Origin of the sequence: Bacillus sp. 1735sda2 (assembly GCF_024159245.1) — a bacterium.
Taxonomy (GTDB): Bacteria; Bacillota; Bacilli; order Bacillales; family Bacillaceae; genus Bacillus; species Bacillus pumilus_O.
In genome coordinates this window covers 3,860,595-3,885,147 of record NZ_JAMYWZ010000001.1, presented here as the reverse complement: position 1 = coordinate 3,885,147, position 24,553 = coordinate 3,860,595, and the positions used below count along the sequence as shown (strand labels likewise).

Annotated in this window: 19 protein-coding genes; 8 read left to right on the top strand and 11 right to left on the bottom strand. The window is 42.2% G+C overall.

Translation table 11 applies throughout. The features are described 5' to 3' along the window. Positions 1-104: 104 nt before the first annotated feature. The 7 genes from NKR21_RS20295 to NKR21_RS20265 all read right to left on the bottom strand — a co-directional run bounded on the left by NKR21_RS20295 (position 105) and on the right by NKR21_RS20265 (position 9,690). The gene (locus tag NKR21_RS20295) at positions 105-1,433 is read right to left on the bottom strand and encodes a CitMHS family transporter (RefSeq protein WP_144458306.1); all 1,329 of its coding nucleotides are present in this window, start codon (positions 1,431-1,433) and stop codon (positions 105-107) included. Positions 1,434-1,727: 294 nt separating this feature from the next. After that, positions 1,728-3,794, bottom strand: a complete 2,067-nt coding sequence (locus NKR21_RS20290; RefSeq protein ID WP_144458304.1) for a beta-galactosidase — start codon at positions 3,792-3,794, stop codon at positions 1,728-1,730. Between the two features lie 23 nt (positions 3,795-3,817). Next, a complete protein-coding gene (locus NKR21_RS20285) occupies positions 3,818-5,026 on the bottom strand; it encodes a glycoside hydrolase family 53 protein (protein WP_119125608.1) in 1,209 nt (402 codons plus the stop codon). Between the two features lie 11 nt (positions 5,027-5,037). After that, positions 5,038-5,880 carry a sugar ABC transporter permease gene (locus tag NKR21_RS20280; RefSeq protein ID WP_012011808.1) on the bottom strand — a complete coding sequence of 281 codons (843 nt, stop codon included), beginning with the start codon at positions 5,878-5,880 and terminating at the stop codon, positions 5,038-5,040. A 1-nt stretch (position 5,881) separates the two neighbouring features. Next, positions 5,882-7,120, bottom strand: coding sequence for a carbohydrate ABC transporter permease (ganP, locus tag NKR21_RS20275; RefSeq protein WP_003214698.1), 1,239 nt, complete (start codon positions 7,118-7,120; stop codon positions 5,882-5,884). Between the two features lie 138 nt (positions 7,121-7,258). Then, on the bottom strand, positions 7,259-8,524 hold the full coding sequence (gene ganS, locus NKR21_RS20270; protein WP_012011806.1) for a galactooligosaccharide ABC transporter substrate-binding protein GanS: 1,266 nt from the start codon (positions 8,522-8,524) through the stop codon (positions 7,259-7,261). Between the two features lie 170 nt (positions 8,525-8,694). After that, positions 8,695-9,690: a LacI family DNA-binding transcriptional regulator gene (locus tag NKR21_RS20265; protein WP_088004034.1), complete on the bottom strand. Its 996-nt coding sequence runs from the start codon at positions 9,688-9,690 to the stop codon at positions 8,695-8,697. A 172-nt stretch (positions 9,691-9,862) separates the two neighbouring features. Between NKR21_RS20265 and NKR21_RS20260 the strand changes: the two genes are divergently transcribed. Continuing rightward, on the top strand, positions 9,863-10,762 hold the full coding sequence (locus NKR21_RS20260; RefSeq protein ID WP_144458302.1) for a LysR family transcriptional regulator: 900 nt from the start codon (positions 9,863-9,865) through the stop codon (positions 10,760-10,762). A 15-nt stretch (positions 10,763-10,777) separates the two neighbouring features. Here the strand turns inward: NKR21_RS20260 and NKR21_RS20255 are convergent, their stop codons facing one another. The 3 genes from NKR21_RS20255 to NKR21_RS20245 all read right to left on the bottom strand — a co-directional run bounded on the left by NKR21_RS20255 (position 10,778) and on the right by NKR21_RS20245 (position 14,444). After that, the gene (locus tag NKR21_RS20255; protein WP_119125605.1) at positions 10,778-12,454 is read right to left on the bottom strand and encodes a hypothetical protein; all 1,677 of its coding nucleotides are present in this window, start codon (positions 12,452-12,454) and stop codon (positions 10,778-10,780) included. 82 nt (positions 12,455-12,536) lie between these two features. Further along, positions 12,537-12,947, bottom strand: a complete 411-nt coding sequence (locus NKR21_RS20250; RefSeq protein ID WP_119125604.1) for a hypothetical protein — start codon at positions 12,945-12,947, stop codon at positions 12,537-12,539. A gap of 12 nt (positions 12,948-12,959) precedes the next feature. Continuing rightward, positions 12,960-14,444: a lipase family protein gene (locus tag NKR21_RS20245; protein WP_144458300.1), complete on the bottom strand. Its 1,485-nt coding sequence runs from the start codon at positions 14,442-14,444 to the stop codon at positions 12,960-12,962. A gap of 129 nt (positions 14,445-14,573) precedes the next feature. Between NKR21_RS20245 and NKR21_RS20240 the strand changes: the two genes are divergently transcribed. The 6 genes from NKR21_RS20240 to NKR21_RS20215 all read left to right on the top strand — a co-directional run bounded on the left by NKR21_RS20240 (position 14,574) and on the right by NKR21_RS20215 (position 21,341). Beyond that, positions 14,574-15,080, top strand: a complete 507-nt coding sequence (locus NKR21_RS20240) for a DUF1433 domain-containing protein (protein ID WP_144458298.1) — start codon at positions 14,574-14,576, stop codon at positions 15,078-15,080. 98 nt (positions 15,081-15,178) lie between these two features. Beyond that, entirely contained in the window at positions 15,179-16,114 is a 936-nt protein-coding gene (locus NKR21_RS20235; protein WP_144458296.1) for a nucleoside hydrolase, read from the top strand. Positions 16,115-16,205: 91 nt separating this feature from the next. Continuing rightward, positions 16,206-17,063: a MurR/RpiR family transcriptional regulator gene (locus NKR21_RS20230; protein WP_144458294.1), complete on the top strand. Its 858-nt coding sequence runs from the start codon at positions 16,206-16,208 to the stop codon at positions 17,061-17,063. Positions 17,064-17,247: 184 nt separating this feature from the next. Beyond that, positions 17,248-18,792: a gluconokinase gene (gene gntK, locus NKR21_RS20225; RefSeq protein ID WP_012011796.1), complete on the top strand. Its 1,545-nt coding sequence runs from the start codon at positions 17,248-17,250 to the stop codon at positions 18,790-18,792. A 24-nt stretch (positions 18,793-18,816) separates the two neighbouring features. Then, complete coding sequence (locus tag NKR21_RS20220; protein ID WP_144458292.1) at positions 18,817-20,145, top strand: GntP family permease; 1,329 nt, start codon at positions 18,817-18,819, stop codon at positions 20,143-20,145. Positions 20,146-20,234: 89 nt separating this feature from the next. Further along, positions 20,235-21,341: a DNA alkylation repair protein gene (locus tag NKR21_RS20215; protein ID WP_144458290.1), complete on the top strand. Its 1,107-nt coding sequence runs from the start codon at positions 20,235-20,237 to the stop codon at positions 21,339-21,341. A gap of 33 nt (positions 21,342-21,374) precedes the next feature. Here the strand turns inward: NKR21_RS20215 and NKR21_RS20210 are convergent, their stop codons facing one another. Next, on the bottom strand, positions 21,375-22,712 hold the full coding sequence (locus tag NKR21_RS20210) for an amino acid permease (protein ID WP_012011793.1): 1,338 nt from the start codon (positions 22,710-22,712) through the stop codon (positions 21,375-21,377). 319 nt (positions 22,713-23,031) lie between these two features. On the opposite strand from NKR21_RS20210, the gene NKR21_RS20205 reads away from it, so the two are divergent. Beyond that, a complete protein-coding gene (locus NKR21_RS20205) occupies positions 23,032-24,546 on the top strand; it encodes a methyl-accepting chemotaxis protein (protein WP_012011792.1) in 1,515 nt (504 codons plus the stop codon). The last annotated feature ends 7 nt before the right edge of the window (positions 24,547-24,553 follow it).

Genomic DNA, 24,553 nt, shown 5'->3' with positions numbered 1-24,553 from the left:
TTTTCTATCACGTTGAAAAGGAGACAAAGGGCTAAAATCAAGATCATTTTAGCCCTTTGTCAACAATCTGAGACATGCGTCGTTGTACGCATGTCTTTCTTTTTTTAAATGATACCGATCAGCATCGCCACAAACAGAAGGATAATACTGAATCCCCACATCCAAAAGAAGGAGTAGCGGATATGTTTCCCAATATCGACCCCTGCCAGGCCTACAGCGAGCCAAACAGCAGGCGCAAGAGGACTGACAAAGGTTCCGATAATATTCCCAATCATCATGGCATAAGCCGCTGAAGTACCAGATACGCCAACCTCAGATGTAATAGATTCAACAATTGGCAAAAGGGCGTAATAATAGGCATCTGTACTAGTCAGCATATCGAGCGGTACCCCAAGCATTCCGACGATAATATGTAAAAATGGCAGTAAGAAAGCTGGTAAAATGTGAATACTGTCGACCGCAATGGCTTTCAGCATCCCTGTACCTTCAAGAATTCCTAAAAATGAACCTGCGGAGAAAATAACAGCCGCCATCATTAGAGCACTAGGTGCGTGCGCCTTAATTCTTTCCATCTGTAAATTCACATTCGGAAAGTTAATCAACAGTGCCAGTGACAGGCCAATCATAAACATATAACTAGCAGGAATCACGTTGAACACGAGAAGTACTACAACACACACAAATAGAATAAGGTTCACCCAGATGAGATGATAACGCTTTAAAGAAGCGTCTCCTGTTTCGCTAATAGACTGAATGGCACGATCCCAATCGGCGCCTTCTAGTTGAACAGCAGCTACTTCGTTTGCAGCAATTTTCACCCGAATTCGTTTTTCTTCCCTCTTTCCTAAAATGAACGCCATTCCTAACACGAGCACCACCCCAATGAGCTGAATCGGAATAAGCGGCACCCAAAGTTCAGATGGATCCATATTCAAGACGCTTGCTGCCCGTCCAGTCGGACCAGCCCAAGGAATCATATTGGTTAATCCAGCACTCGTCCCAATTAATAACAGAAGCAAATAAGGACTCATATGTAATTTTTTATAAAGCGGTAGCAGTGCAGGTACAGTTAATAAAAAGGTTGTAGCCCCTGCTCCATCTAAGTGAGCAATGATCCCAATTAAAGCTGTTCCCATTGCCACTGTGACAACATTTCCTTTTGTCAGCTTGATTAATGCTTTAATTACAGGTTCAAAGAACCCTGTATCTTGTAAAATGCCGAAAAATAAAATGGCGAAGATAAACATGGTCGCCACCGGCAATACTTTGATAATTCCTTCTTCAAAAAAGGTTTGAATGTCATTTATCCCAAATCCCGCAATCAGTGCTCCTATTAAAGGCACCATGACCATAGCGACAATTGGACTTGCTTTCCCCCAAATCAGCAATACAACAATCGTTAAAATAATCAACAATCCAACAAACGTTAACATAAGACCCTCCCCCTACAATAAACCGTTTACATTTGTTTGCTCTTTTTATCACAATGCAGTCCCACAGCTGCATTGAAAAAAAGGGTATCAAAAATATGAGCATTAGGCAACCGCTTTCATACCTATACAATGGTAAAAAAGGATGGTGAATCCATTCGTGACGCGGTGTCAAACATGTCAAAAAATTTAGATAAAATATAACGCTTCAAATACATTTCTACTAATAAATATAATTATATGGGTATTTAAGATCATTAAAAAAGAAGCGTCCAATGAATGAACACTTCTTTTAAATTATTTTTTCAAGATGAGGTACTCATAAGGGTCAAGCTGAAGCTTCTCTGGCACTTGCTCGTCAGTCAGCATATTTTCATAGCTTTCCGCTGAATCTAGTGATATGTTCTGCTGCTCTTCTGTAAAATTCATCATAAATACATAGTCCTGCGACCCATCTGTTCGTTTTTGGACACTGACTCCCTCTGGAATCACCGCTGATAGGACGGGCTGTATATCCATTCCTACGATGAGGTCCTCGTAAAACTCATCATAAAAAGCTTGCTCATTTTCGGAAGCCATATAGTATGCCTTTCCATCTCCAAAAGAATGAACAGTCAGGGCTGGCTGTCCTTCGTAGCATCCATTCTCAAAATGCCCTAACACAGAGGCTGTTTCAGGATGTATGGATTCGCAATATTGCCCGACATGATAGGTGCGTCCATTCCCTGTGGTCATTAATACATGTTCATCTGGCATCAATGTGTTGATTTCTTCCGCCCAAATGCCAAGTACATGGCGGAGAGGACCCGGGAAACCGCCGAGGAAACAGAGGTCATTTTCGTCGACCATACCGCTCCAATAGGTTGCGATAAAAATACCGCCCGTTTTAACAAAGGCTTCGATTTTTTCTGCAACGCCTGGTTTGATCATGTAAAGCATTGGACCAATGAGCACACGATAGGACGAGAAATCCTTTTCCATGCCGACAATGTCAACAGGGATGCCTTTTTTCCAAAAGCTTCGATAGTGAGTTTGACAAGCCTCTACGTAGCGTTTGTTTGTATTATTTAAGCCTTGTGCATCATCAATGGCCCAGTGGTTTTCCCAATCGTATATGATGGCGACTTCTGGTTGAACGGAAGTCCCTGCGATGGGCTGCAAATGCTCCAGTTGTTTCCCTAGATCAGCGACCTCTTGAAACACGCGCGTATGTTCATGTCCAGAATGATCAACTACCGCACCATGGAATTTCTCAGATGCACCACGCCCTTGGCGCCACTGGAAGTAAAGCACGGAGTCTGATCCGTGAGCAATCGCCTGTATAGCAGAAAGATGTGCCATGCCTTTGTGTTTGACCTTATTCACTTCATGCCAGTTCACAAGGCTCGGTGTACTCTCCATCACGAGAAATGGCTGACCGTCCTTTAATGAACGATATAAGTCGTGAACGAAGGCAACGTTTGACGCCAATTCAGCCGTTGTTTCCCTGCCGCTATGCCATGCTGGGTAGCTATCCCATGAAATCACGTCGACTTCTTTGGCAAATTGATGATAATCCAGTCCAAGAAATGGTCGCATATGCGGGTAGTCGCCCATAAAGTTGGTGGTCACTGGGATGTGAGGCGTCAATTCCCGCAGCGGTTCAATTTCATTTTGATAAAAATTGATCGTTTGCGCTGTGACAAAGCGTTTCCAGTCTAGATTCATCCCGTGTATCATGTGCTCTCCGTGCGGTGCAGGTGACTCAATTTGTGACCAATCACTATACGTGTGGCTCCAAAACCCCGTCCACCATGCCTGGTTTAAAGCTTCAAGGTCATGATTGTACTTGTCTTTCAAATACCCTCGAAATGCTTCTTGGCAGAGGTCGCAATGACATTCGCCGCCGTATTCATTCGAAATGTGCCACATGATCAGTGCTGGGTGATCCTTGTAGCGTTCAGCGAGCAAACGATTGAGTGTATTCGTTTTTTCTCGATAAACCGGTGAGGTAAAGCAATGATTATGGCGAAGTCCATGTAAATTACGCTGACGGTTCGCTTCGACGCGCAATACCTCAGGATATGTTTGTGACAGCCAAGCAGGTCTCGCCCCGCTTGGCGTTGCAAGAATGGCATGTGTCCCCTGTGCTGCCAAGCGGTCCATGATGTCATCCAGCCATGCAAAATCATACTGACCTTCTTCTGGCTCTAGCTTACTCCATCCGAAAATGTTGATGGAGAATGTTTGACAGTGTGCAAGCTTCATTAATCGAAAATCTTCGTCAATGATCTCCGGCATATGAAGCCATTGATCTGGATTATAATCGCCACCATGCAAAAAGCCTTTCACATTTGGGTGAACGAGTGGGTAACGCTTTCCCATTTTGTCACGTCCTATCCTTATAATTACGGTGTCATTTGTTTAAATACATCTAGTGAAGGCAGTGCTTTTCCGTTGAAATCAAACATCGCTTGATTTTCCCAAGCATTTCCGACTGTACCGGTCGTTTGAATATAAGCTAGCCCATATTGACTTGACCACGGGGCGCCTTTCGCTGGAATCCAAAGCGGTTCCCAATAAAAGAATCCTTTCCCGCGATTGTTTTTCACTTGTGAAATTTTTTCTGATAGATCTCGTATAAAAGATGCCTGGCCTTGAGGTGAAGCTGGGTAGCCAGCAGTATTGACTGAATCTTGATTAAATGAGTTTTCTAGGTTGTCACCATTTGCTGTTGTAAAACCGTAGGCGGTTTCTACCACGATGACGTCTTTTTGATAGCGGGCGCCCATGTCATTCATATTGTTAGTAAGACCGCTAAATCCCCCGTCCCAATACGGGTAGTAAGATAAACCGATCGTATCGAATGAGACACCTCTTTTGGTGATTTCATCAAACCACCAGCGGGAGGCTCCGTTGTCCCCACCATGAGCAAGGTGAAGCATGATGTTGATATTTGAATCGACAGAACGGACAGCATTTGTACCAGCCTTTAGCAAAGCGGCGAGCCGGTCAAATTCACCGCCGCCTTCACCCCAGCTTTTGCCGTTCGGCCACAACATGCCTGAGTTCAATTCATTCCCGACCTGTACCATGTTCGGCAGCGCATTTTGGGCTTTCATCGTTTTGAGTACATCCCCTGTGTAAGTGCCAACCGCTTTTACTAAATCGTTTTGTGAAAGAGATGCCCAAGCTTTTGGTTTGAACTGTTTACCAGGATCGGTCCAGAAATCACTGTAATGAAAATCAAGCAACACTTTCATATTTTGTGCTTTTGCGCGTTTTGATAAAGCGATGGCTGTATTAAGATCATTTGTCCCGCCATTATAGGCACGACCTTGGTTGTCGTATGGATGGTTCCACAGTCTAATGCGCACATAGTTGACGCCTTTTTCCTTTAATAGCTTGAGCGGGTCAACCTGTTTTCCGTTCTGGTCGAAGTATCTGCCGCCGCTTCTCTCCACTTCCGCAAGCATGGAGATATCTGCTCCTTTAGTGAAATCACCTTGCAGTCCATTGATTGGCTGAACTGAAATGGCATCCGCTTTTGCTTCAGGTAAAATTCCTAACCCCATTAAAAAGAAAACGACAACCGTCACAAGCATCCATTTCTTCATCAAATCTCCCCTTATCCTTTTGTCCCACCTTGTGTGAGGCCGGACACAAATTGTTTTTGTAACACAAGAAACAATAAAGCGACTGGAATCGCAATGAGTAAAGCCCCGGCTGCAAAGGTCGTGTAGCTGGCCCCCATTTTGTCTGACACTAGATTGTACAGACCGATCGGGAGCGTATACATTTCGGGTGAGCGAACAATGACACTGGAGATAATGAAATCACCCAGTGGTCCTGTAAATGAGTTGATGGCGACAACCGCCAAAATGGGCTTAGCAAGCGGCATAATAATTTGGATGAAAATTCGAAAGTGCCCTGCGCCATCCATTCTGGCTGATTCATCGAGATCCTTCGGAATGGCATCAAGATAGCCTTTCATTAAATACGTATTCATCGGAATTTGTCCGCCTGCATAAATCAAAATCAGTGCAAGATGGCTGTTAATCAGTCCAAGCATTTGAGCCAAAACGAAAATCGCAATCAGCGCTGAAAATTGAGGAATCATTTGCAGCAGCAAAAAGAGCATCAGCCCATTTTTCCGTCCTTTGAAACGGAATCTAGAAAAGGCATAGCCTGTAAAACTAACAAGAATCAGCGTTAACAACATTGTGGCAATACTGATCTTCATGGAGTTCCAATACCATTTTGCATAAAGTGCACCTTGACCGAAGAAGAGCTCGGTAAAGTGACTGAACGTTGGATTCTTCGGAAACATACTTGTGCTCATCAGGCTGTTTCCAGGATTAAAGGAAGCACCGATTGTCCAAAGCAGTGGATATAGAATACAAATGGAGGCAATGAAAAGGATAAAATAAGTAATGCTCAGGCGAATGAGCTTGTTTTGTTTTGATCCCATATCACATCATGTCCTCCTCTTTGAATGAATTCGTTCTCTTAAACTGCCAGAGTGCAATGGCAATGACAAAGATTGAAAGTAAAATCGTGACAGCCGCAGCGAGTGCATATTGAGAGGACTGCATCGTGAGTTTATAAATCCAAGACACCAAGATGTCCGTTCCCCCAGCGGTTGATCCTGCAACAGGCGGTCCCCCGCCATTAAATAAATAGATGATATTAAAGTTGTTAAAGTTAAACGTATATTGTGTGATGAGGATGGGAGCAATGGAATAGAGAACAAGCGGTAATGTGATGGACCGGAATTTCTGAAAAAAATTGGCTCCATCAATGGTCGCTGCCTCATATAAGTCCTCGGGAATCGCCTGCAACACGCCTGTTGTCATAATGAAAACGAAAGGAAATCCAAGCCAAGTCTGCATCGCAATGAGGGCAATTTTGCTCCAAAATGGATCTGTCAGCCATGGTTTTGGATCAATCCCTATCGATGCAAAAAGTGTATTGTTAATGGCCCCAAATGTATCATTGAACAATCCAGCAAACACCAAAATCGTCACAAAACCTGGAACAGCCCATGGAAGAATCAAAATGGTTCTAAAAAACCGTTTTCCCTTTAAATCCTTCTGATTGAGCAGAACCGCTAAAAAGATGCCGAGGGCACATTGAAGGGTCGACGCAGCCAAGGTCCATACGACGGTCCAGCCAAGTACATCAATGAAGGTGTCTCTCCAAATATCAATGGAAAAGATATTTTGAAAGTTCTTAATCCCTACCCAGTCAATCAGATTGGCAGGAGGCGAGTGGTATAAATCATAGTTTGTAAAGGCAAGCGCAAAGCTGAACATAATAGGAAAGACAACAGAAAATAGAAGTAAAAAGAAAGCAGGAGTGCTCATTAAGTAAGGGAAGCCTTGATCGATGAGCTGATGATATTGAGCACGGATGGAATGAAGTGGTACCCCTTGATCCCGTTTCTTTCCATTCATAAAAGCATCACGCATCATGAGGACGTAAAAGCCGATACCAAAACCAGCTGTTAACAGCGCAATGATCCCCTTCGCTAAAAGAAAAACAGAGTTGTCACGAGGCAGCATCGTCCCCAGTGTGAACAGTCCCCAGAAGCCAATATTGAATAAATCATAAAATACAATCAAAAAAGAGACGCCGAACAGGAAAAAGAGTGCCCCTTTGCCGTACTGTTTGTTGTATATCTGCCCCATTCCGGGTATAAAGGAGAACATTAGCGCCCGTCTCCGGTGTGTCTTTGATTCCACTATGTGTGTGCGGTCTAGTTCAAGGTTACCCGTCACGTCTAACACCTACTTCATATGAAATTAGATCAACTACGGGCAGTTTGATAGACTACCCGCATTTGATGGTTATTTGGAGTGATTTGCTTTAATTTGAGAGTCGATTTGATTGACCGCATCATCAAATGCCTTTTTCACATCTGTACGACCAGTTGCAATGAGTCCTAAAGCACTATCAATCGGTTTCCACACTTCTGCCATTTCAGGATTGTTCGGTGTCAGTGTGGCATATTTCGTTTGTTTTGAAATTGCATCTGCGTTGGCATTTTCTGTGATGACTGGATCTTTCATCAGCTTTTTCACTGGTGGAATTTCCTCTGTCACTTCAAAGCGCTTCTTCGCATTTTTTTCGTTCGTGATAAATTCAACAAATTTCTCAGCAAGTTCTTTATTTTTAGAATAAGAGGAGACGTTGTAGCTCTTGACACCTAAGAATGAGCTCATATGTTTTCCGTTAGGGAGTGTTGGCAGTTCGGTCACACCGTAATCAATCCCAGCTTCCTTATATGGACCGAATGACCATGGACCAGAAATGACAGCAGCGGCCTTTTTCTCTGTGAATAAGGAGTTGAGGACATTGATTCCTTGTTCCCCAATGATGCCTTTCGGGAAAAGTCCTTCGCTAAAGAATTTTTGAACATATTCTCCACCTTGGACAGCACCATCGTTGTTCAAACCAATATCATTCACATCATAAGAGCCGTCGCTTTTCTGCTTGAAAATATAGCCCCCAGATCCGCCTAAAACACTTTGTGCGTAGTAAATCTCATCCCATTTTGCAACAAAGCCGTACTTTCCGTCTTTTGTCAGCTTTTTCGAAAGATCATACCAGCCATCAAGTGTCGTTGGTGCCTTTTTGACAATATCTTTATTATAAAAAAGCACCGTCGTTTCAACGGATTTAGGAAGACCATACAGCTTGCCGTCTACCGTTTGTGATTGAATCGATTCGTCTGTGAAGGAGTCGATCACTTTTTGATCTGGCTTCATTTCCTGTAATAGCCCCTCAGTGACAGCTGATCCAATTTGATCGTGAGGCATCGTGATGACGTCTGGACCTGTCCCAGCTGCTCCATCTAGACGCAGAGCTTCAATTTGATCGGCATAAGCTTTTTCGACCACTTTGATTTTCACATCATGTTGTTTTTCGAATTCTTTTACAGCGTCTTGAATCCCATCAGATTTTTTGACGTCTTCCCACACTAGCAAGGTCTTTGTACCTGTAGATGCTGGCTGTGATCCGCTTGAATTGTCATCTCCTGGTCCGCAAGCCGAAAGCAGAAGTACAGCAGTCCCAACGACTGCTGATAATGTCGCCCATTTTCCCTTTTTCATGAATAATCCCCTCTCGTTCTTTTTTCACAGATGATAAGAAAACGCTTTCTTAATGTGAGAATATCAACTTAAGTAAAAAAAGTAAACATATTTTATTAAATTTATTAAGTAAAATTTTTTACTCACATAAAGAAAAGAAGCCCTCGACATTGGACGGGGCTTCCAGTTGTTTATATCGTACTTTTTCGAAAGACTGGTTCTGAGGCAATCAGTACAGTTTTCGGTAATGTTCTGCCGTCTACAAGTCTTTCTAACAGTAAATCGATTGCTGTTTCACAAAGCAAAGACGTGTGGATATGATACGTGGTGAGCGGTGGTGACACATATTGAGACACATGAATATCGTTGATACTAAAGACGCTCACGCGGTTCGGAAGAGGAAATCCCCGTTCGTTTAATGCTTGTAAACAGCCGATGGCAAGAGGGTCACTAGCGACACAGAATGCGGATGGCAAGTCATCGCCAAGCTCATCAATCGCCTTCATCATCAGCGCATAACCTTCATCCACTGAGAAATGGTGACCGACATAGACCAATCGCTCATCAAGAACATTGTGAGCCTTCATATAATCACGGAAGGTTGTTTCGCGAATATCAGGAATATGCATATTCGTATTCAGGTCTAAGTCTGTGCCGCCAACGAATCCAATGGATGTGTGTTCTTTTTCAATAAAAGAATCGATGATCTTTTCAACAATTCTTTTCAGGTTGGGCTTTACTGAATCAAAACGATCTTCATCTGGTGACGTATCAATAAAAACGATATGTTGGGTGATTGCATATAATTGATCAAGCTCTGACTTTTTAAATCGGCCGATGGCGATGATTCCTTCTGTAGAAGGATCAATGGAGTGAAGCCCATCAGATGGATTGTAAGCGGTGACATTTAAACTCCGAGTATTCGTAAGTTCCTCGATGCCTAGACGAATGGATTTAAAATAAATATCTTCAAGCTCTTCCTTTTCGGTCATCCAATAGAGAAAGGCGATTTTTTTTAATGAATGTTTGAATGTTTTCTTTTGATAGGACAAAGCTTCAGCGGCGGCGTATACTTTCTCACGTGTTTGATCCGTGACAGATAGGTTAGGATCTTGGTTCAGTACGCGAGATACAGTTGCAATGGATAATCCAGCTTTTTCAGCAATGTCCTTTATTTTAGCTGCCAAATCAGCACCTCCTATAGAAAATATCTCCTTCTAGTATAGAGTCTTTAAAAAAATTAGTAAATATTTTTATTAAATTGTTTTCAGTTAAGCGCTTCTTTACGCACTGGGAAGGAATTAGTAAGATATATATATGAAAGGTTTTGGATTAAGATTTCTGATAGGAGAGGGACCGATGTATTACGATGCACTGAAGACATTTGTGACAGTTGTGGAAGAGAAAAACTTTACAAAGGCAGCCCAAAAGCTGCGAATTTCTCAGCCAAGTGTCAGTCTTCATATTAAGAACTTGGAGCAGGAATTCCAGACCGTTCTGCTGAATCGTTCGCCAAAGCAATTAACTGTTACACCAACTGGGGATATGCTGTACCATCGATCAAAACAAATCATTCGTTTATATGAACAGGCGAAGCAGGATATTTATGAGCATCATCATCTAGCAAGAGGGAAGCTGACAATCGGGGCGAGTTTTACGATTGGAGAGTACGTGCTGCCGCAAATATTGGCAGAGTTTCATCAGCTCTATCCGCATGTGGACATTGAGGTGGTCATTGATAACACAGAGGCGATCGCCAGTCACGTCCGCTTATTCCATGTCGACATCGGTTTAATCGAAGGACAGACGAATGACAAAGAATTGACAGTAGAAACTTTTCTAGAAGACGAGCTTTATATCGTTGCACCATTAGATCATGCCTTTGCTAAGAAAAAGGATGTCACGATTGATCAATTGCAAAACGAAACATGGATCACGAGAGAAGAAGGATCAGGCACCGGAGAATACTTGCAGCACGTCTTGAAATCAAATGGACTGAAAGCACGGACGTTTGTGACGTTTAGCAGCAATCAAGCGATTAAAGAAGCTGTGATTCATGGAATGGGGCTTTCTGTTTTATCGAAATATGTGCTCCAGCGAGGCAGCATTGGCGGTGAACTGGCTGTTATTTCTGTGAGAGGAATGGATTTTAAACGAAAATTCTCTTATGTCGAGTCGCCCATGACAGGGGGAAATAAAAATAAAGAATTGCTTGTAGAATTGTTAAGGAAAGAGAGAAAAGACGCTTCTCCTCAGTAGGAGAAACGTCTTTTTTTATAATCCTTTGATGTTGATTTCATCAACTGGAAGGAAGATTTCACCTGTATCTGTGTATTTCATGGTAACCTGGTCGCCTTCTTTTAAATAAATGACGAGAGGTTCTTTTTCGGATGACATGGTGTAGCTTTTTCCATCGTCTAGTAGGAAGGTGACGGTTGTATAATCGCCGGTCTTTTCTTTATACACTCGTTTGACTTTCCCTGTCGTTTCTTTCTTTTCCTGCTTAGAGGAACTGTTAACGGTACCGCCGCCTTTTTGCAGAGCTGTCTTATAGGCTCTCAATGCTTCGTTTGGTGTAGAAGCGTACGCAGCGATTTCAGGATTGGCTGCAGACACGATAAAGTAGTTTTGCAGGAAGCCATTTGAATCGAGAACCGGCGTGAGCCAGCTGGCTTCTCCATAGAAATTATACAGAATCGGCATGCGGCCTTTCCATTTCTTTTCGATGAAACGTTTCTCAATAATTTGCAGAGCGCCTTGAGAATCCATGTAGGACGCTTCAAGATTTCCGGTATAATAAGTCGCTTTTCCTGTTCGGGCATTTGTCAGGGCATATCCAAGCATCGAATCAACGCCCTCTTTCGGACTTGTGAAATCTGTGAAGTAGTACATATCTCCTTTTGAATCAAATACTGGACTCACATTGGCTTCTGTTCCTTCATCTGAAGGCAGCTTCACATCTGACTTTCCAAACATACTGTTCCAGAACCCGTGAATATAGTTTCCGAAATAGCTATTTTGCAGACTAACGGCCTCTGGTGAAACAGCGCCATCAATAAAAGCAGGTACTTGATCTAGCGAATATTTCTTCGTTGCACCTGTTTTGGCATCAACAACGACTACACCGGAAGCTTTAAAGCCGTTTCGAGCAGAGATGAAATCGCCATACGTGCGAATGTAATAAGGCTTTCCATCATCATTGATCTCCAGCTGTGTATCGCCGTAGAAAATCAAATCAGGGTATTGAAGGCGAATATGCCGCTCAATTTCTTTGTTGAAATAAGAGGAAGGTGTGTACACCATCTCTGTTTTCACAAACTTTGGATTGGCAGATGAGTCAGTCGCACTTAATGTAAAGTAACCAGGCGTACTCCCTGAACGAATCCATTTAAAGAAATCCGAGAATTCCACTGGGGCGATGTATACATACTCACCGTTGACCTTCTGGATTTGCAGGCTGCCAAGCTCATAGTAGCTTGTATTCGGAACCTGTCCGAACGATTTCTTCATTTTGTTTCGCGCAAATTGAGGCGGGACACTCGCAGGTGTTTCCGTCTCATCAAACGCTTTGATTTCGACCTTTTGATCCATTTTGGAGACATCAAATTTCTCATTCGCATTAAATAGAAAAGCTGTCGCCATATAAATGCCGAGCAGTAATAGAATAAGAAACAGCACGCCTTTAATCTTACGCTCCAATCCAACTGATAAAAAGGCGCCTGCTGCTGTCACAACAAGTCCAATCAACCAGAGGGATGAAGGATTGCGATCCAAATTGGTGATGTAATAGAATACAAAAATTCCGACCATAAACAGTAAAGCAATGCCTGCAATCCACATCAGTGGAACCTGCTGTTCTGCCCCTTTTTTTCTAACGATCAACTTGAGCGGCGTGAGCAAGAGGGTCAAGATAAGACCGATCACAACCGAAAATAACAAAATATATCCCACAAACAGATCTCCTTTCAAATCAATCACTCTTTTAGTATATACGAGTGAGACGGGGAAAAGATTCATCGAACAGAAGGTTCAGCTAAATGCCAATCGAGTCGATGGCGGATTGAACATCTTCTTTCAGTTCGTAAAACTTAAGTCTTTGTTCGATTTTCTCTGTTAAGGCGTCAATGGCTTGTCCTGACATATGTGAATGAATACGCTTGTGATGTTTATACACTTTGTTCTGAAGTTCATCAATGAGATCTAAAATTTTTCCCGCTTCTTGTCGGTCTTCTGCAAATTCAAGTTGAAGCTGATGCCGGATGGCTCTAATTAGCGCTGTTTTCTGCTCTTCTTTGATCTTTGCTTTCAAAGCAGCCAGCTCTGCAGGTGTCATGTCCTCAGTGTGAAAGTTTGCTTGAGAAAAAACGGAGCTTGATGTATGCGTATCTGTCATTCGTTGCAAAAAACGGTCTGCATCTGTTGGTTGTTTCTTTGAAAATTCCATTCCTCGTTCTCCTTATGAAATGCCCATATTCTTGGCTAAGGCTGTATCTGCATCATGGTATTCTTTTCCTAGCTGGCCCATATCATCTGATATTGAGTCCAACCACCTTTTTATATTCATCGCGCTATCAATCGCTGTATCATACGCTTTGACGGAATAGAACTCATTCTCAAGTCCCTCCGTTTTTAAATGACGAATCACGGCATCCACATCAGAAGCCGTCAGCTGATCATAGGAACCAAAGCCAACGATCTGTTTGTATCTCGAGCGTACCCGTTCCACAGACTGATCCACTTTGTCATCGAGCTTCTCGATTTTGCGAATAATTTGCTGTATATGGTGCTCGGCATATGTCGAGAATTTACGACCTGTGTTCATGAGAACATGGGACTTGATTAAAATTGCCACCACACTTTGCGAATGAACATTTGACTGACTCAATTGATGTAACATGGCGGCAGTGAGAGAAGGTTTTTTTCTCAACATATCATCAATGGTTTCAACGGAGCCATCTGATGAAAAGGCATACCGATCTAAGCCATGGCTGCCAGCAATGGCTTCAAGAAACAAATTTGCATCCAATGAAGGATTAACGCTCATTGCCCGATTGAGGAGATTTTTCATAAATTGGACGGCTTTGGAGGGGTCCTCGGAGTAATCGACGCCTTCAGGTAAAGCGGCATCATACATCACTTTCACACGACCGATTTCTGTCGTATGTCGATTTAAAAGAGAAAGCCCGTCATTGAGATTGATATATTCTGTTAATCTACTACGGTAATCACCTTTTAATGCTTTGGCTTGAAGGCCATCCGATAGATTGGGGTAAATATTCGGATTCTCAAAGGTGACCCCGCCTTTAATAAAATCATTTTTAACAAGAACATAGGACGCATTCGATCCGCCAAGTGAATGCCCCGTCACATACATCTTGGCATTTGGCATTTTCTTATGTATTTCTTTCGCATACCGATCCGCTTGAACCATTTGATTCTCTGCACCATGTTCAAAGGGAATATTCCTAATCAAATACTTTGTATCTGATATCAACCAATCTTGCACAATCTCATTTGTATAGGTCGTTGTCCCTGTCGCCACCTTCGTCGTGATTTCCTTTGACGTCTGTGACTGACGAAACGGAGGCAGCTTCGTCAAAATGGTAGAAAGAAGATCATCTGACTCTTTTTTTCCATGTTTTTTAATGGTATCTTTATATTGGCCAGCGCCAATCGGTTCTGACCCGCGGTAGGCGATGACTGCGTTTTTGATTTTGGTGAGGTCTTTGCCTTTACCGGATCTAATAAAGTCATCTTTTGATACAAGAGTTAGTGAGTTAAGCCCTTTTTCTGTTTCTTTATAGTCAACGACATACATTTTTCTACCATTGCTAATTTCTATCTCTTTATAGTTCTTATAATTTTTAATAGCATAAGATTTTGATGATATTTCTTTATAGTCTTCGTCAGTAAGCTTAAATCCATTTGAATTTGTGGTCAATATTAACACTCCTGTAATATTTATCTTTGGTAATTATATTATAGAGTGGTATAAATAGCTATTGTAAATCTATAGCTTATTATACAAAAAACAGCTGTATTATATCAATAAAAGGTGGATATTGTATAAATGAAAAATGTAATTAGAATTATATGTATTCTAGTACTCATCGTAGTTATCTCTGTGATTTTAATTATTCTACAATTTGATAAAAGAAAAGAATTAAACGAAGTGGGGGGGGAAAATAACGTGGAAGAAAGAGTAAAGAGTGATCAAGAATTAGCAGAAGAGTTTGCAGAGAAGATGAAACCCAAGATTGAAGAACACTTACAGAAAAGAGATATTCATCATTTTATCAAAACCATAACATTTGAAAAAGATGTGACCATCAACCCTATGGGAGATATTACGATTGATGGATATGTAAATGATGAACCGGAGAAGTACGGATTCTCAGCTTCTTTACAATATAGAGCTAAAAAAATAGGTTCAATGAGTTTTGACTCTGATTTATCCGACCGCTTCATAGATTGGGAAGAATATAAGGATGAGCCGGAAATAATAGAAAATTACCTTAAAAGTTTCACCAAGAAGGAACGTGAACAGTATCTGAAAGACATTGGAGAAAAAGAGTAAAAAAACATTCGTTAACCGTTTGTTCTCTAAAATGATGACCAAAGCAATATGCTATCATTCCCCTAACAACACTTTCAAATAAGGGAGAGATTTCAATCATGGCAAATAAAAAGAAATTGATCTTAGATGTAGATACTGGAATCGATGATGCGATTGGGATTTTGCTGGCGGTGAAAAGTCAGCAGTTTGATATGTTGGGGATTACAACGGTGTGTGGGAATGTGTCTGTCAATGCGGCTACATTGAATACGTGTAAAGTGCTTGAGCTGGTTGAGGCAGATGATAACCCTGTCATCAAAGGTTCAGCAACGCCTCTTTTAAGAGCGCCTCATTATGAACATCGGGTACACGGAGAGGATGGGATTGGCGGTGCTTTAAAGGATGTCGAGCCTAAGAAGACCGCAGATGCTGGTTTTGCGCCTGATTTTATCATTGACCAAGTGATGCAGTATTCGAAGCAGGTTACGCTTGTGTTGACAGGACCTTTAACGAATTTAGCCCTTGCAGTGAAAAAGTGTCCTGAGCTGATTCATCATGTGAAAGAAGTCATTTTTATGGGTGGTGTCGTGCAGGGTCAGGGGAATGTCACGCCGGTAGCGGAATTTAATACATATGCAGACCCAGAAGCGGCAAAGCTAGTGCTGGATGCAGGGTTCCCTACATTAACTCAAGTGGGATTAGATGTCACGAGAAAGGTCTTGCTTACGGATGAAAGAATCGATGCGATTCAGAATGAAACGTTAGCCCATTACATTAGAGAGAGCACAAGCATTTACCGGCAGCGCTATTTTGAGCGGAATGGTTTGTGGGCGTGTGCCATGCATGATCCGCTTGCTGTCAGTCTCGCCATTGACAAGCAACTCGTGAGCACACAGGCTTTTCATGTGGACGTCGAGACGAAGAGTGAGTTTTGTGATGGACAGATGATCTGTGATTTTCAGCATCAATGGAAGAAAGAGCGCAATGTTCAAGTATGTACGGATGTAGATGCTGACGCTTTCTTTGATTTATTGATCAACACAATGAACGCTTAAAAAAGAAGTCTGTGCAAACAGGCTTCTTTTTTATAAGATGGGAACATGAGGAAATGTATGCGTTCACATCAATAGGGAGGAGTGAAGTCAATTGGCTTCTGTTAGTTTAAGTAGTATTGAAAAAATACGAGCAGCAAGCAGAGGATTGCCGCCAAAGCTCAAAGCAATTGCAGAGCATATTACGAGTGAGCCCCGCGACATCATCCATTTGTCTATTGTCGAGCTTGCGAAAAAAACTGCAAGCTCAGAGGCAACGATTTTTCGTCTTTGTAAAAGGCTTGGATTTGAGGGCTTTCAAGATTTGAAGATTGCTATTGCCCAGGAAATAGACCAAACAAAGCCTAATTATGTAGATGAAGAAATGAGTCCTGATGATGATATGGCTGTTTTTATGCAAAAGGTTTTTCAGACGAATATATCTGCATTAAAGGATAGCTTTCAATTGTTGAATCCAGAGGATGTAGAAAAGGCCATACAAATCATTCATGAAGCAAAACGCTTAGAGTTTTATGGGAGTGGTGGGTCTGGCCTCATTGCGACTGACGCTTTTCATAAATTTATGAGGACTGGCATCAACTGTATTGTTCACACAGATTCCCACTTTCAAGCAATGTCTGCTGGTCTTCTTGATCAGCATAGTACAGTGATCGGTATTTCTCATTCTGGACGTAATAAAGATTTGCTCGATGCGATGAAAACTGCAAAGAGCAAAGGAGCTAAAACCATTGGTATTACAAGCTATCAACGCTCTCCATTGAGCCAGCTTGCGGATGTCACGTTGTATACAGCAACGCAAGAAACGGCTTTTCGAACAGAAGCGATGTCCGCAAGACTTGCTCAGCTGACGGTCATTGACGTTCTATATTTTGCACTTGCTCACTTAAGGCAGCAGGAGACCATAACAAATTTAAAGCAAATGCGTGAAACCATTTCACAAAAAAGGGTGTGATGGTTCCAAAAATAAATTTTTCTGATAATAAAAAATGCTGTTGTGGTAACGATTGTGAGCTTTTTACTGAAAATAATTTTCTTTTCAGTCGTTGAATGTCGAAAAAATTATTTTTATAATGGGATTTAACAGGCAATTTAAAACTACATATGTGACTTCAAATCAATGATTGGGCGTGATACAGATGAAGGGGAACCAAGCGGTAATTGGTTTGGATATTGGAACAACAAGTACAAAGGCGGTTCTGTTTGGACCTCAGGGGAAAGTATTAGCGAAGCATTCAGTTCCTTATGAGCTCATTCAGCCCCAGCCAGCATGGGTTGAGCAGGACCCTGAGAAGATATTAGAAGCCGTCATTGCAAGTGTAAGAGGTGCATTGACGAAAGCAGCATTTGATAAAGAAAATCTGATAGGCATCGGAATAAGTACAGCGATGCATTCCTTAATTGTGATGGATCAGGATGGAAAGACGTTAACGAACAGTATCATTTGGGCTGATAACAGAAGTGCAGAACAAGCGAAACGAATCAAATCAGATATGGATGGCTTCCACATTTATAAAAGGACAGGTACACCGATCCATCCAATGTCACCGCTTTCAAAAATACGGTGGATGAAAGAAATGGCACCGGATGTCTTCAAGAAGGCAGCAAAATTTATTTCGATCAAAGAATATATTCTTTATCATTTCTTCGGTCAGTATGTCGTCGATTATTCAATCGCTTCAGCAACGGGACTGTTCCAATTGGAAACGCTTCAATGGGATGAGAAGGCGCTTCGTATTGCTGGAATTGAAGCGAGTCAACTATCTGAGCTTGTTCCAACGACGTATCAACTGAGAGGACTTCAGCCAGAGATTGCACTGCGCATGGGCATTAGAGAAGATACACCATTTGTCATTGGTGCGAATGATGGTGTTCTAGCGAATTTAGGTGTGGGTGCGATTGGTCAAGGAGAGGTGGCTGTTACGATTGGGACAAGCGGTGCGGTCCGTACAGTTGTAGACAAACCAATTACAGATGAGCAATCAAGAACGTTCTGCTATGCCCTGACAGATAAGCATTGGGTTGTAGGAGGACCGACCAATAATGGCGGGATCATGCTGAGGTGGTTGAAGGATGAATTCGGGTCGTCAGAGGTGGAGGTAGCAAAGCGTCTAGGGGTGGACCCTTACGATCTGATGATGGACATCGCGGAAAAGGTTCCAGCTGGTTCTGAGGGTTTGCTGTTTCTACCATTTTTATCTGGTGAGCGTGCACCTTATTGGAATCCAAATGCGAGAGGCACCTTTTTTGGAATTGGCCTTCAGCATAAGCGGGAGCATTTTATTAGAGCGGTGTTAGAAGGCGTCATTATGAGCGTTTTCTCGATCGGTGTTGCCTTAAGAGATTTAACCGGTTCAGCAAAGGATGTCAGAGCTTCGGGCGGGTTTGCACGATCTCCGCTATGGCGGCAAATTTTAGCGGATACGATGGGTAGAGAAGTGCTAGTTCCAGAAAGTTACGAAGCGTCAGCACTTGGGGCGGCTGTCCTTGCACTTTATAGTTTAGGTCATATGGAAGAGATAGAAGAGGTTCAAGAGTGGATTCGAATCTCTGCTCGTCATGAACCTAATATGAAAAACAATGAAACTTACATAGAGCTGTTTTATTTATATGAGCGCCTCTACGACAAACTGAAGGATGAATTTGATGTCATTAGCGCGCTGCAATTAAAACAAAATCGTTAAACATCAGGGAAAAGGTGGGAGAACATGCTTTTATTCATCGTGATTGCGGCGATTGTCCTTTTACTCATTCTCATTACAGTCGCTAAGTTGAATCCGTTTGTGAGCTTAATTATTACTTCGATGCTCGTGGGCTTTGCGACGGGGATGGATTTGCAGGAAATCATTCAATCAATTAAAACGGGATTAGGCAATACGTTATCATTGCTGGCTATTGTTCTAGCGCTTGGTACCATGCTTGGAAAAATGATGGCTGAATCAGGGGGAGCAGAACGAATAGCTCAAACTTTAATCGGCCGGTTTGGAACGAAAAATGTACATTGGGCAATGATGTTTGTTGCATTTATCGTGGGGATACCTGTCTTTTTTCAGGTCGGTTTCGTTCTTCTCATTCCTTTACTTTTTACAATTGCCATTGAAACAGGCATTTCGCTTGTGACCATTGGTATCTCGTTAATTGCTGGCTTGTCTGTTGTGCATGGGTTAGTTCCACCTCATCCAGCGGCAATGGCAGCCGTTGGCATCTATCATGCCAACGTGGGGAAAACCATTTTCTTCTCTATTATTGTGGGATTGCCGACAGCGATTATTGCTGGACCGCTGTATGGTAAGTGGATTGGAAAACGGATACATAAACCTGTTCCGGAGATGCTGAGAAAGCAATTCACTGAACGAAATGAGGATCGAAAACTCCCAGGCTTTGCGAATACGATGTTTACCATATTGGTGCCGGTGATTCTGATGCTTCTTGCCACATTGGCGGACATTATCTTACCAGAGGGCAATATGTGGTTCCAAGTATTCAAGTACATCGGAGATCCAATAACAGCACTGCTGATTGCAACAGTTTATTCTTTCTTCAGTCTTGGTTTTATGCAAGGGATGAGCCGTGACCGCGTGCTTTCCTTTAGTAATGAGTGCTTAGGTCCGATCGCTTCCATCTTGCTTGTCATTGGAGCAGGCGGCGCTTTCAACAATGTGCTCATTGATTCAGGTGTCGGTGATTATATTGCAGATTTAGCCAAACACTCGCCGATTTCACCGATTTTGCTTAGTTGGCTAATTGCTGCGGTGATTCGGGTGGCAACAGGATCTGCGACGGTATCCATGATGACGGCTGCAGGGATTGTAGCGCCAATTGCAGCAACGATGCCGGATGTGAGCAGGGAACTACTTGTGTTAGCAACAGGAGCGGGTTCGTTAATTTTATCTCACGTCAATGACTCTGGTTTTTGGCTGATCAAGGAGTATTTTGGTATGACCATAAAAGAGACGTTTATGACATGGACGGCTATGGAGACGATCATTTCCGTTAGTGCTATTGCATTTATTATGATCATTAATATGTTTATATAGCGAACAAGCAGTCTGATTCTTTGAGTCGGGCTGTTTTTTTGTGTAATGATACCACTTTCTTCGGATTGGGGTAAAATAATGATATTGAGATGTGGGAGGCGGACACGATCGAACCATTAAAACATGTGTACAATGAATTATTTATCAAAGATTTAGCAGAGAAACTTGCACTGGCTTCGTCTGAATTTGATGCTGAGCCATTCAAGCGGCTCGTATTTCAAGAGGATTGGCAGCAGCTTGAGTTAAAGGGGCGGATGAGACGAGTCACTGAATCGATGCATGCCTGTCTGCCGGCAGATTATGAGAAGGCAATTGAGATACTGCGTCAGGCAGCCCCGCATTTTTCAGGGCTTAGTGCGCTCGTCTTTCCAGACTACGTCGAGACATACGACCTTGCACATTGGGACCTCTCGATCAAAGCGCTCGAATTTTTCACACCCTTTTCCACTTCTGAATTTGCTGTTCGGCCATTTCTGATTCAAGATCAAGACAAAATGCTGGCGCAAATGCTCGTATGGTCTCAGGATCAAAATGAGCATATACGGAGGCTGGCTAGTGAAGGGTGTAGACCACGTCTGCCATGGGGCTTATCTGTCCCTTCACTTAAAAAGAACCCCTCGGTCACGCTACCCATTTTGGAAAACTTGAAGGCAGACCCGTCGCGTTATGTGCAGAAAAGTGTAGCGAATCATTTAAATGATATTTCTGCAATTCAGCCAGATCTAATGAAGCAGACGGTTCAAAACTGGTATGGAACCAACGAACATACCAACTGGATTGTCAAACATGCATCCCGTACTTTACTCAAAAAAGGAGATCCAGCTATTATGGCGTTGTTTGGCTATGGGGACGATCCCTCCGTTCAGGTAATGGATTTGAAGATTGTACAAGATCCTATTCAGATCGGTGAGAAAATGACTTTTCATTTTACCCTACAAGCCGATAAGCCGTTAAAGCTGCGTGTAGAGTATGCCATTGACTATGTCAAAGCTCAGGGGACCCGCAATCAAAAAGTATTTAAAATCACAGAGTTTGAAACAGACACAACGTTACATAGAGAATTCGTCAGATCACAATCTTTTCAAAATATGACGACGAGAAAACATTATGAAGGAACCCATACACTAACAATCATCATCAACGGTATTCCAAAAGCATCGATTGATTTTGAAGTAACAGAAGACAGCAACTCATGAAAAAAAACCCGCCTCAATGGCGGGTTTTAGCGTTTAAGCCTTCTTTTTCATTAAGAATGAAGCAATGATGGCTGCGATTAAGAAACCGATGCTGATAATCGAGCTAGGCAAGTTTTCTTGTCTGAATAGAAACATCACAAAACTCACACTTAATACAAGACCTGCAAACAACGTTAAGTACGGAAATAGCCACACTTTGAAATACGGCTCCTGTGGATATTTCGGACGAAGTTTCAGATGTGCCATGCAAATGCTAATCCAAATGAGTGAAACAGCAAAACCAGGAATAGCTAGCATATAACTGAAAATTTGCTCTGGATATAAGTAAGCAAAGAATGTTCCGATGAGAAGAAACAGAACGGTTACCCATAAACTCAAAATAGGCACGCCTCTTTTGTTAACCTGTGCCAGCTTTTTCGGACCGCCATCTGATTTAGAGAGAGAATGCATCATTCTCGTTGTTCCATAAATGCCAGAATTCGCCGCCGATAGAACGGCTGTAATCAATACAAAATTTATGAAGTGAGAGGCGCCTTGCATACCGGCTGCTGAAAAGACTTGAACAAATGGGCTGTTATTTGGATCAATTTGATTCCAAGGAATGAGTCCACAGATGATTAAAATCGGCAAAGTGTAAAATAAGATAATACGCCACATCATACTTTTAACAACACCAGGCAAGACCTTTTCGGCATCCTTTGTTTCTGTAATGGTCAGCCCGATCAATTCAGAGCCTCCATAAGAGAAAATAACGACTAATAAAGAGGCGAAGATCGCACCCCATCCGTTCGGGACGAAGTTTTGATAGTTGGTGAGTGCAGATGTGCTTTGTTCGTTCGGAATGATCCCAAATAATAGAGCTGCACCAAGAATAATAAACACAATAATAACGAAAATCTTCATTCCAGCGAACCAAAATTCAATTTCACCAAAGTATTTTACATTATTTAAGTTAATTCCGATGACTAATAGTGAGCAGAGTAAACATAGTGACCATAGCGGTACGTTCGGTAACCAGTATTGAAGCAGGCTACCTGCCGCAATAATCTCGATGACACACACAGTGAGCCACATGAAACAGTAAACCCAGCCGACAACAAATGAAAAACGTTGACCAAGCGCAATCTGTATCAGGTCGCGAAGGTTATTTCCCGGATAGACAATCGCCATTTCAGCTAAGGCTGCCATTACGATGAGCAATAATAATCCGGCAAATACATAGGAAAAGATGACCCCAGGACCGGCTAAACCGATTGTATCGGCACTTCCTTTAAAGATTCCTGTACCAATGACCCCGCCCAATGCAATCATGCGAATGTGACGCGGTGATAAAAGCTTTTTTAATTCTTGTTGTTCCTGATTCGCGCTCATGACGTTCTCCTTTTTAAAAAAATGCTTATGTTCCATTTTCTTTTTTCGGGACGCCACTGTCAATATAAAAAAAGAGATTTTTCAGACAAAAGAGGCGGTTGATTCTATTAAATGAACCGTTTTCTTCCATAAATCCTTTCCGTGACCTATCCCCAAAATCTGAAACTTCGTGAAAAAATGAACATTTGCCTTCATTCTGACATAAACAATTTTCAGTTTTTGTCGATATATCTTCTGTATTACTAAAGTCCTAATAAAGAATTGTTTATAACTGTAAAATATTTCAAAAAGCATGAAAGAATGAAAGGAGTTATGAAAGATGTTTATGAGAAAAGGAAATGATTCATCGTCGGGAACCCTTTTAAATGAGAGTAGTCGATTAGTAGAACGAATTGAGAAGGGAGACCTTTCAGCAAGAATAGATACTGCTGCATTTTCTTCAAGTCAAACGATTGAAGCAGTAGCCCAAATAAATGAAGCTTTGGAAAAGATGCAGGAAGCAAATGAAGATATTCAAATGCGGATGAATTTGGTGACAAAAGCTATTCAAGTTGGTTTATGGGATATGGTCGTGATCGCTGGAGATCCGGTCAATCCAAAAAATGAATTCACATGGACGGATGATTTCCGTAAGATGCTAGGCTTTCAAAACGAGCACGATTTTCCAAATGTTTTAGACAGCTGGGCATCTCGAATTCATCCGGATGAACAAGAATATACCTTAAATGCATTTTCTACGCATTTATTGGATCATTCGGGACGTACACCATATGATATCGAATATCGCTTGAAGTTGAAAAATGGAGATTATCGCTGGTTCAAAGCAACTGGCACAACCATTCGTGATCGAAATGGTGTCCCTCTTCGTGTGGCGGGAGCTCTTTTTGATATTCATGATCAGAAATTGAAAGAAGAAGAACTACAAGCATTCGTGACGAGATATGACTTGATCAACCGTGCGCTTGTGGAAGCTCCTTGGGACATGGTCGTAGAGGCCGGCGATCCAGTCAATCCGAATAACGAGTTCTGGTGGTCTCCGCAGTTCAGAAAAACGCTTGGTTTTACGGACGAAAAGGATTTCCCAAACGTATTAAGCAGCTGGAGCGACCGCCTGCATCCTGAGGATCAAGAAAAGGCTCTTCAAGCTTTTGCAGATCATTTGAATGATCACTCTGGACGCACGCCATTTGATATTGATTACAGATTGCAGAGCAAAAATGGCGAGTATCGCTGGTATCATGCTGGTGGTGAAACCATTCGTGATGAAAAAGGTGTTCCTCTTCGTGTCGCTGGTACCATTCGTGACATCACGTTAGAAAAAAACAAAGAGAAAACAGCGAATGAAATGGCGTCACAAGTAGAACAGCTTTCAAGTTCAATCAGTGAGATGGTATCAGGAATCAGCTCTGTAACAAATCAAGCGCAAGAGCTTGCTGTTGCACAAGAGCAGTCAACATCTGCTGCCAATCTAGCAAAAAATAGTGCAGATGAGACGAAAAATATTTCTGACTTGATCAAAGAAGTAGCGAACCAAACGAACCTGCTTGGTCTAAATGCTGCGATTGAGGCAGCAAGAGCTGGTGAACAAGGAAGAGGATTCTCAGTCGTTGCAGATGAAGTACGTAAACTGGCGCTTCATAGTGCCAATGCAACAGAGAATATCGAATCTAGTTTAACGGATATGAAAACACAAATTGATGAAATTCTTGATAATATCTCGAATATGACAGCTCTTACACAAACACAGGCTGCTTTAACAGAGCAAGTGAATGCTGCAGTCGATGAAGTGAACCACATGTCTCAGCGCCTTGTTGCCTATTCGAAGAGTATTTAATCATTAA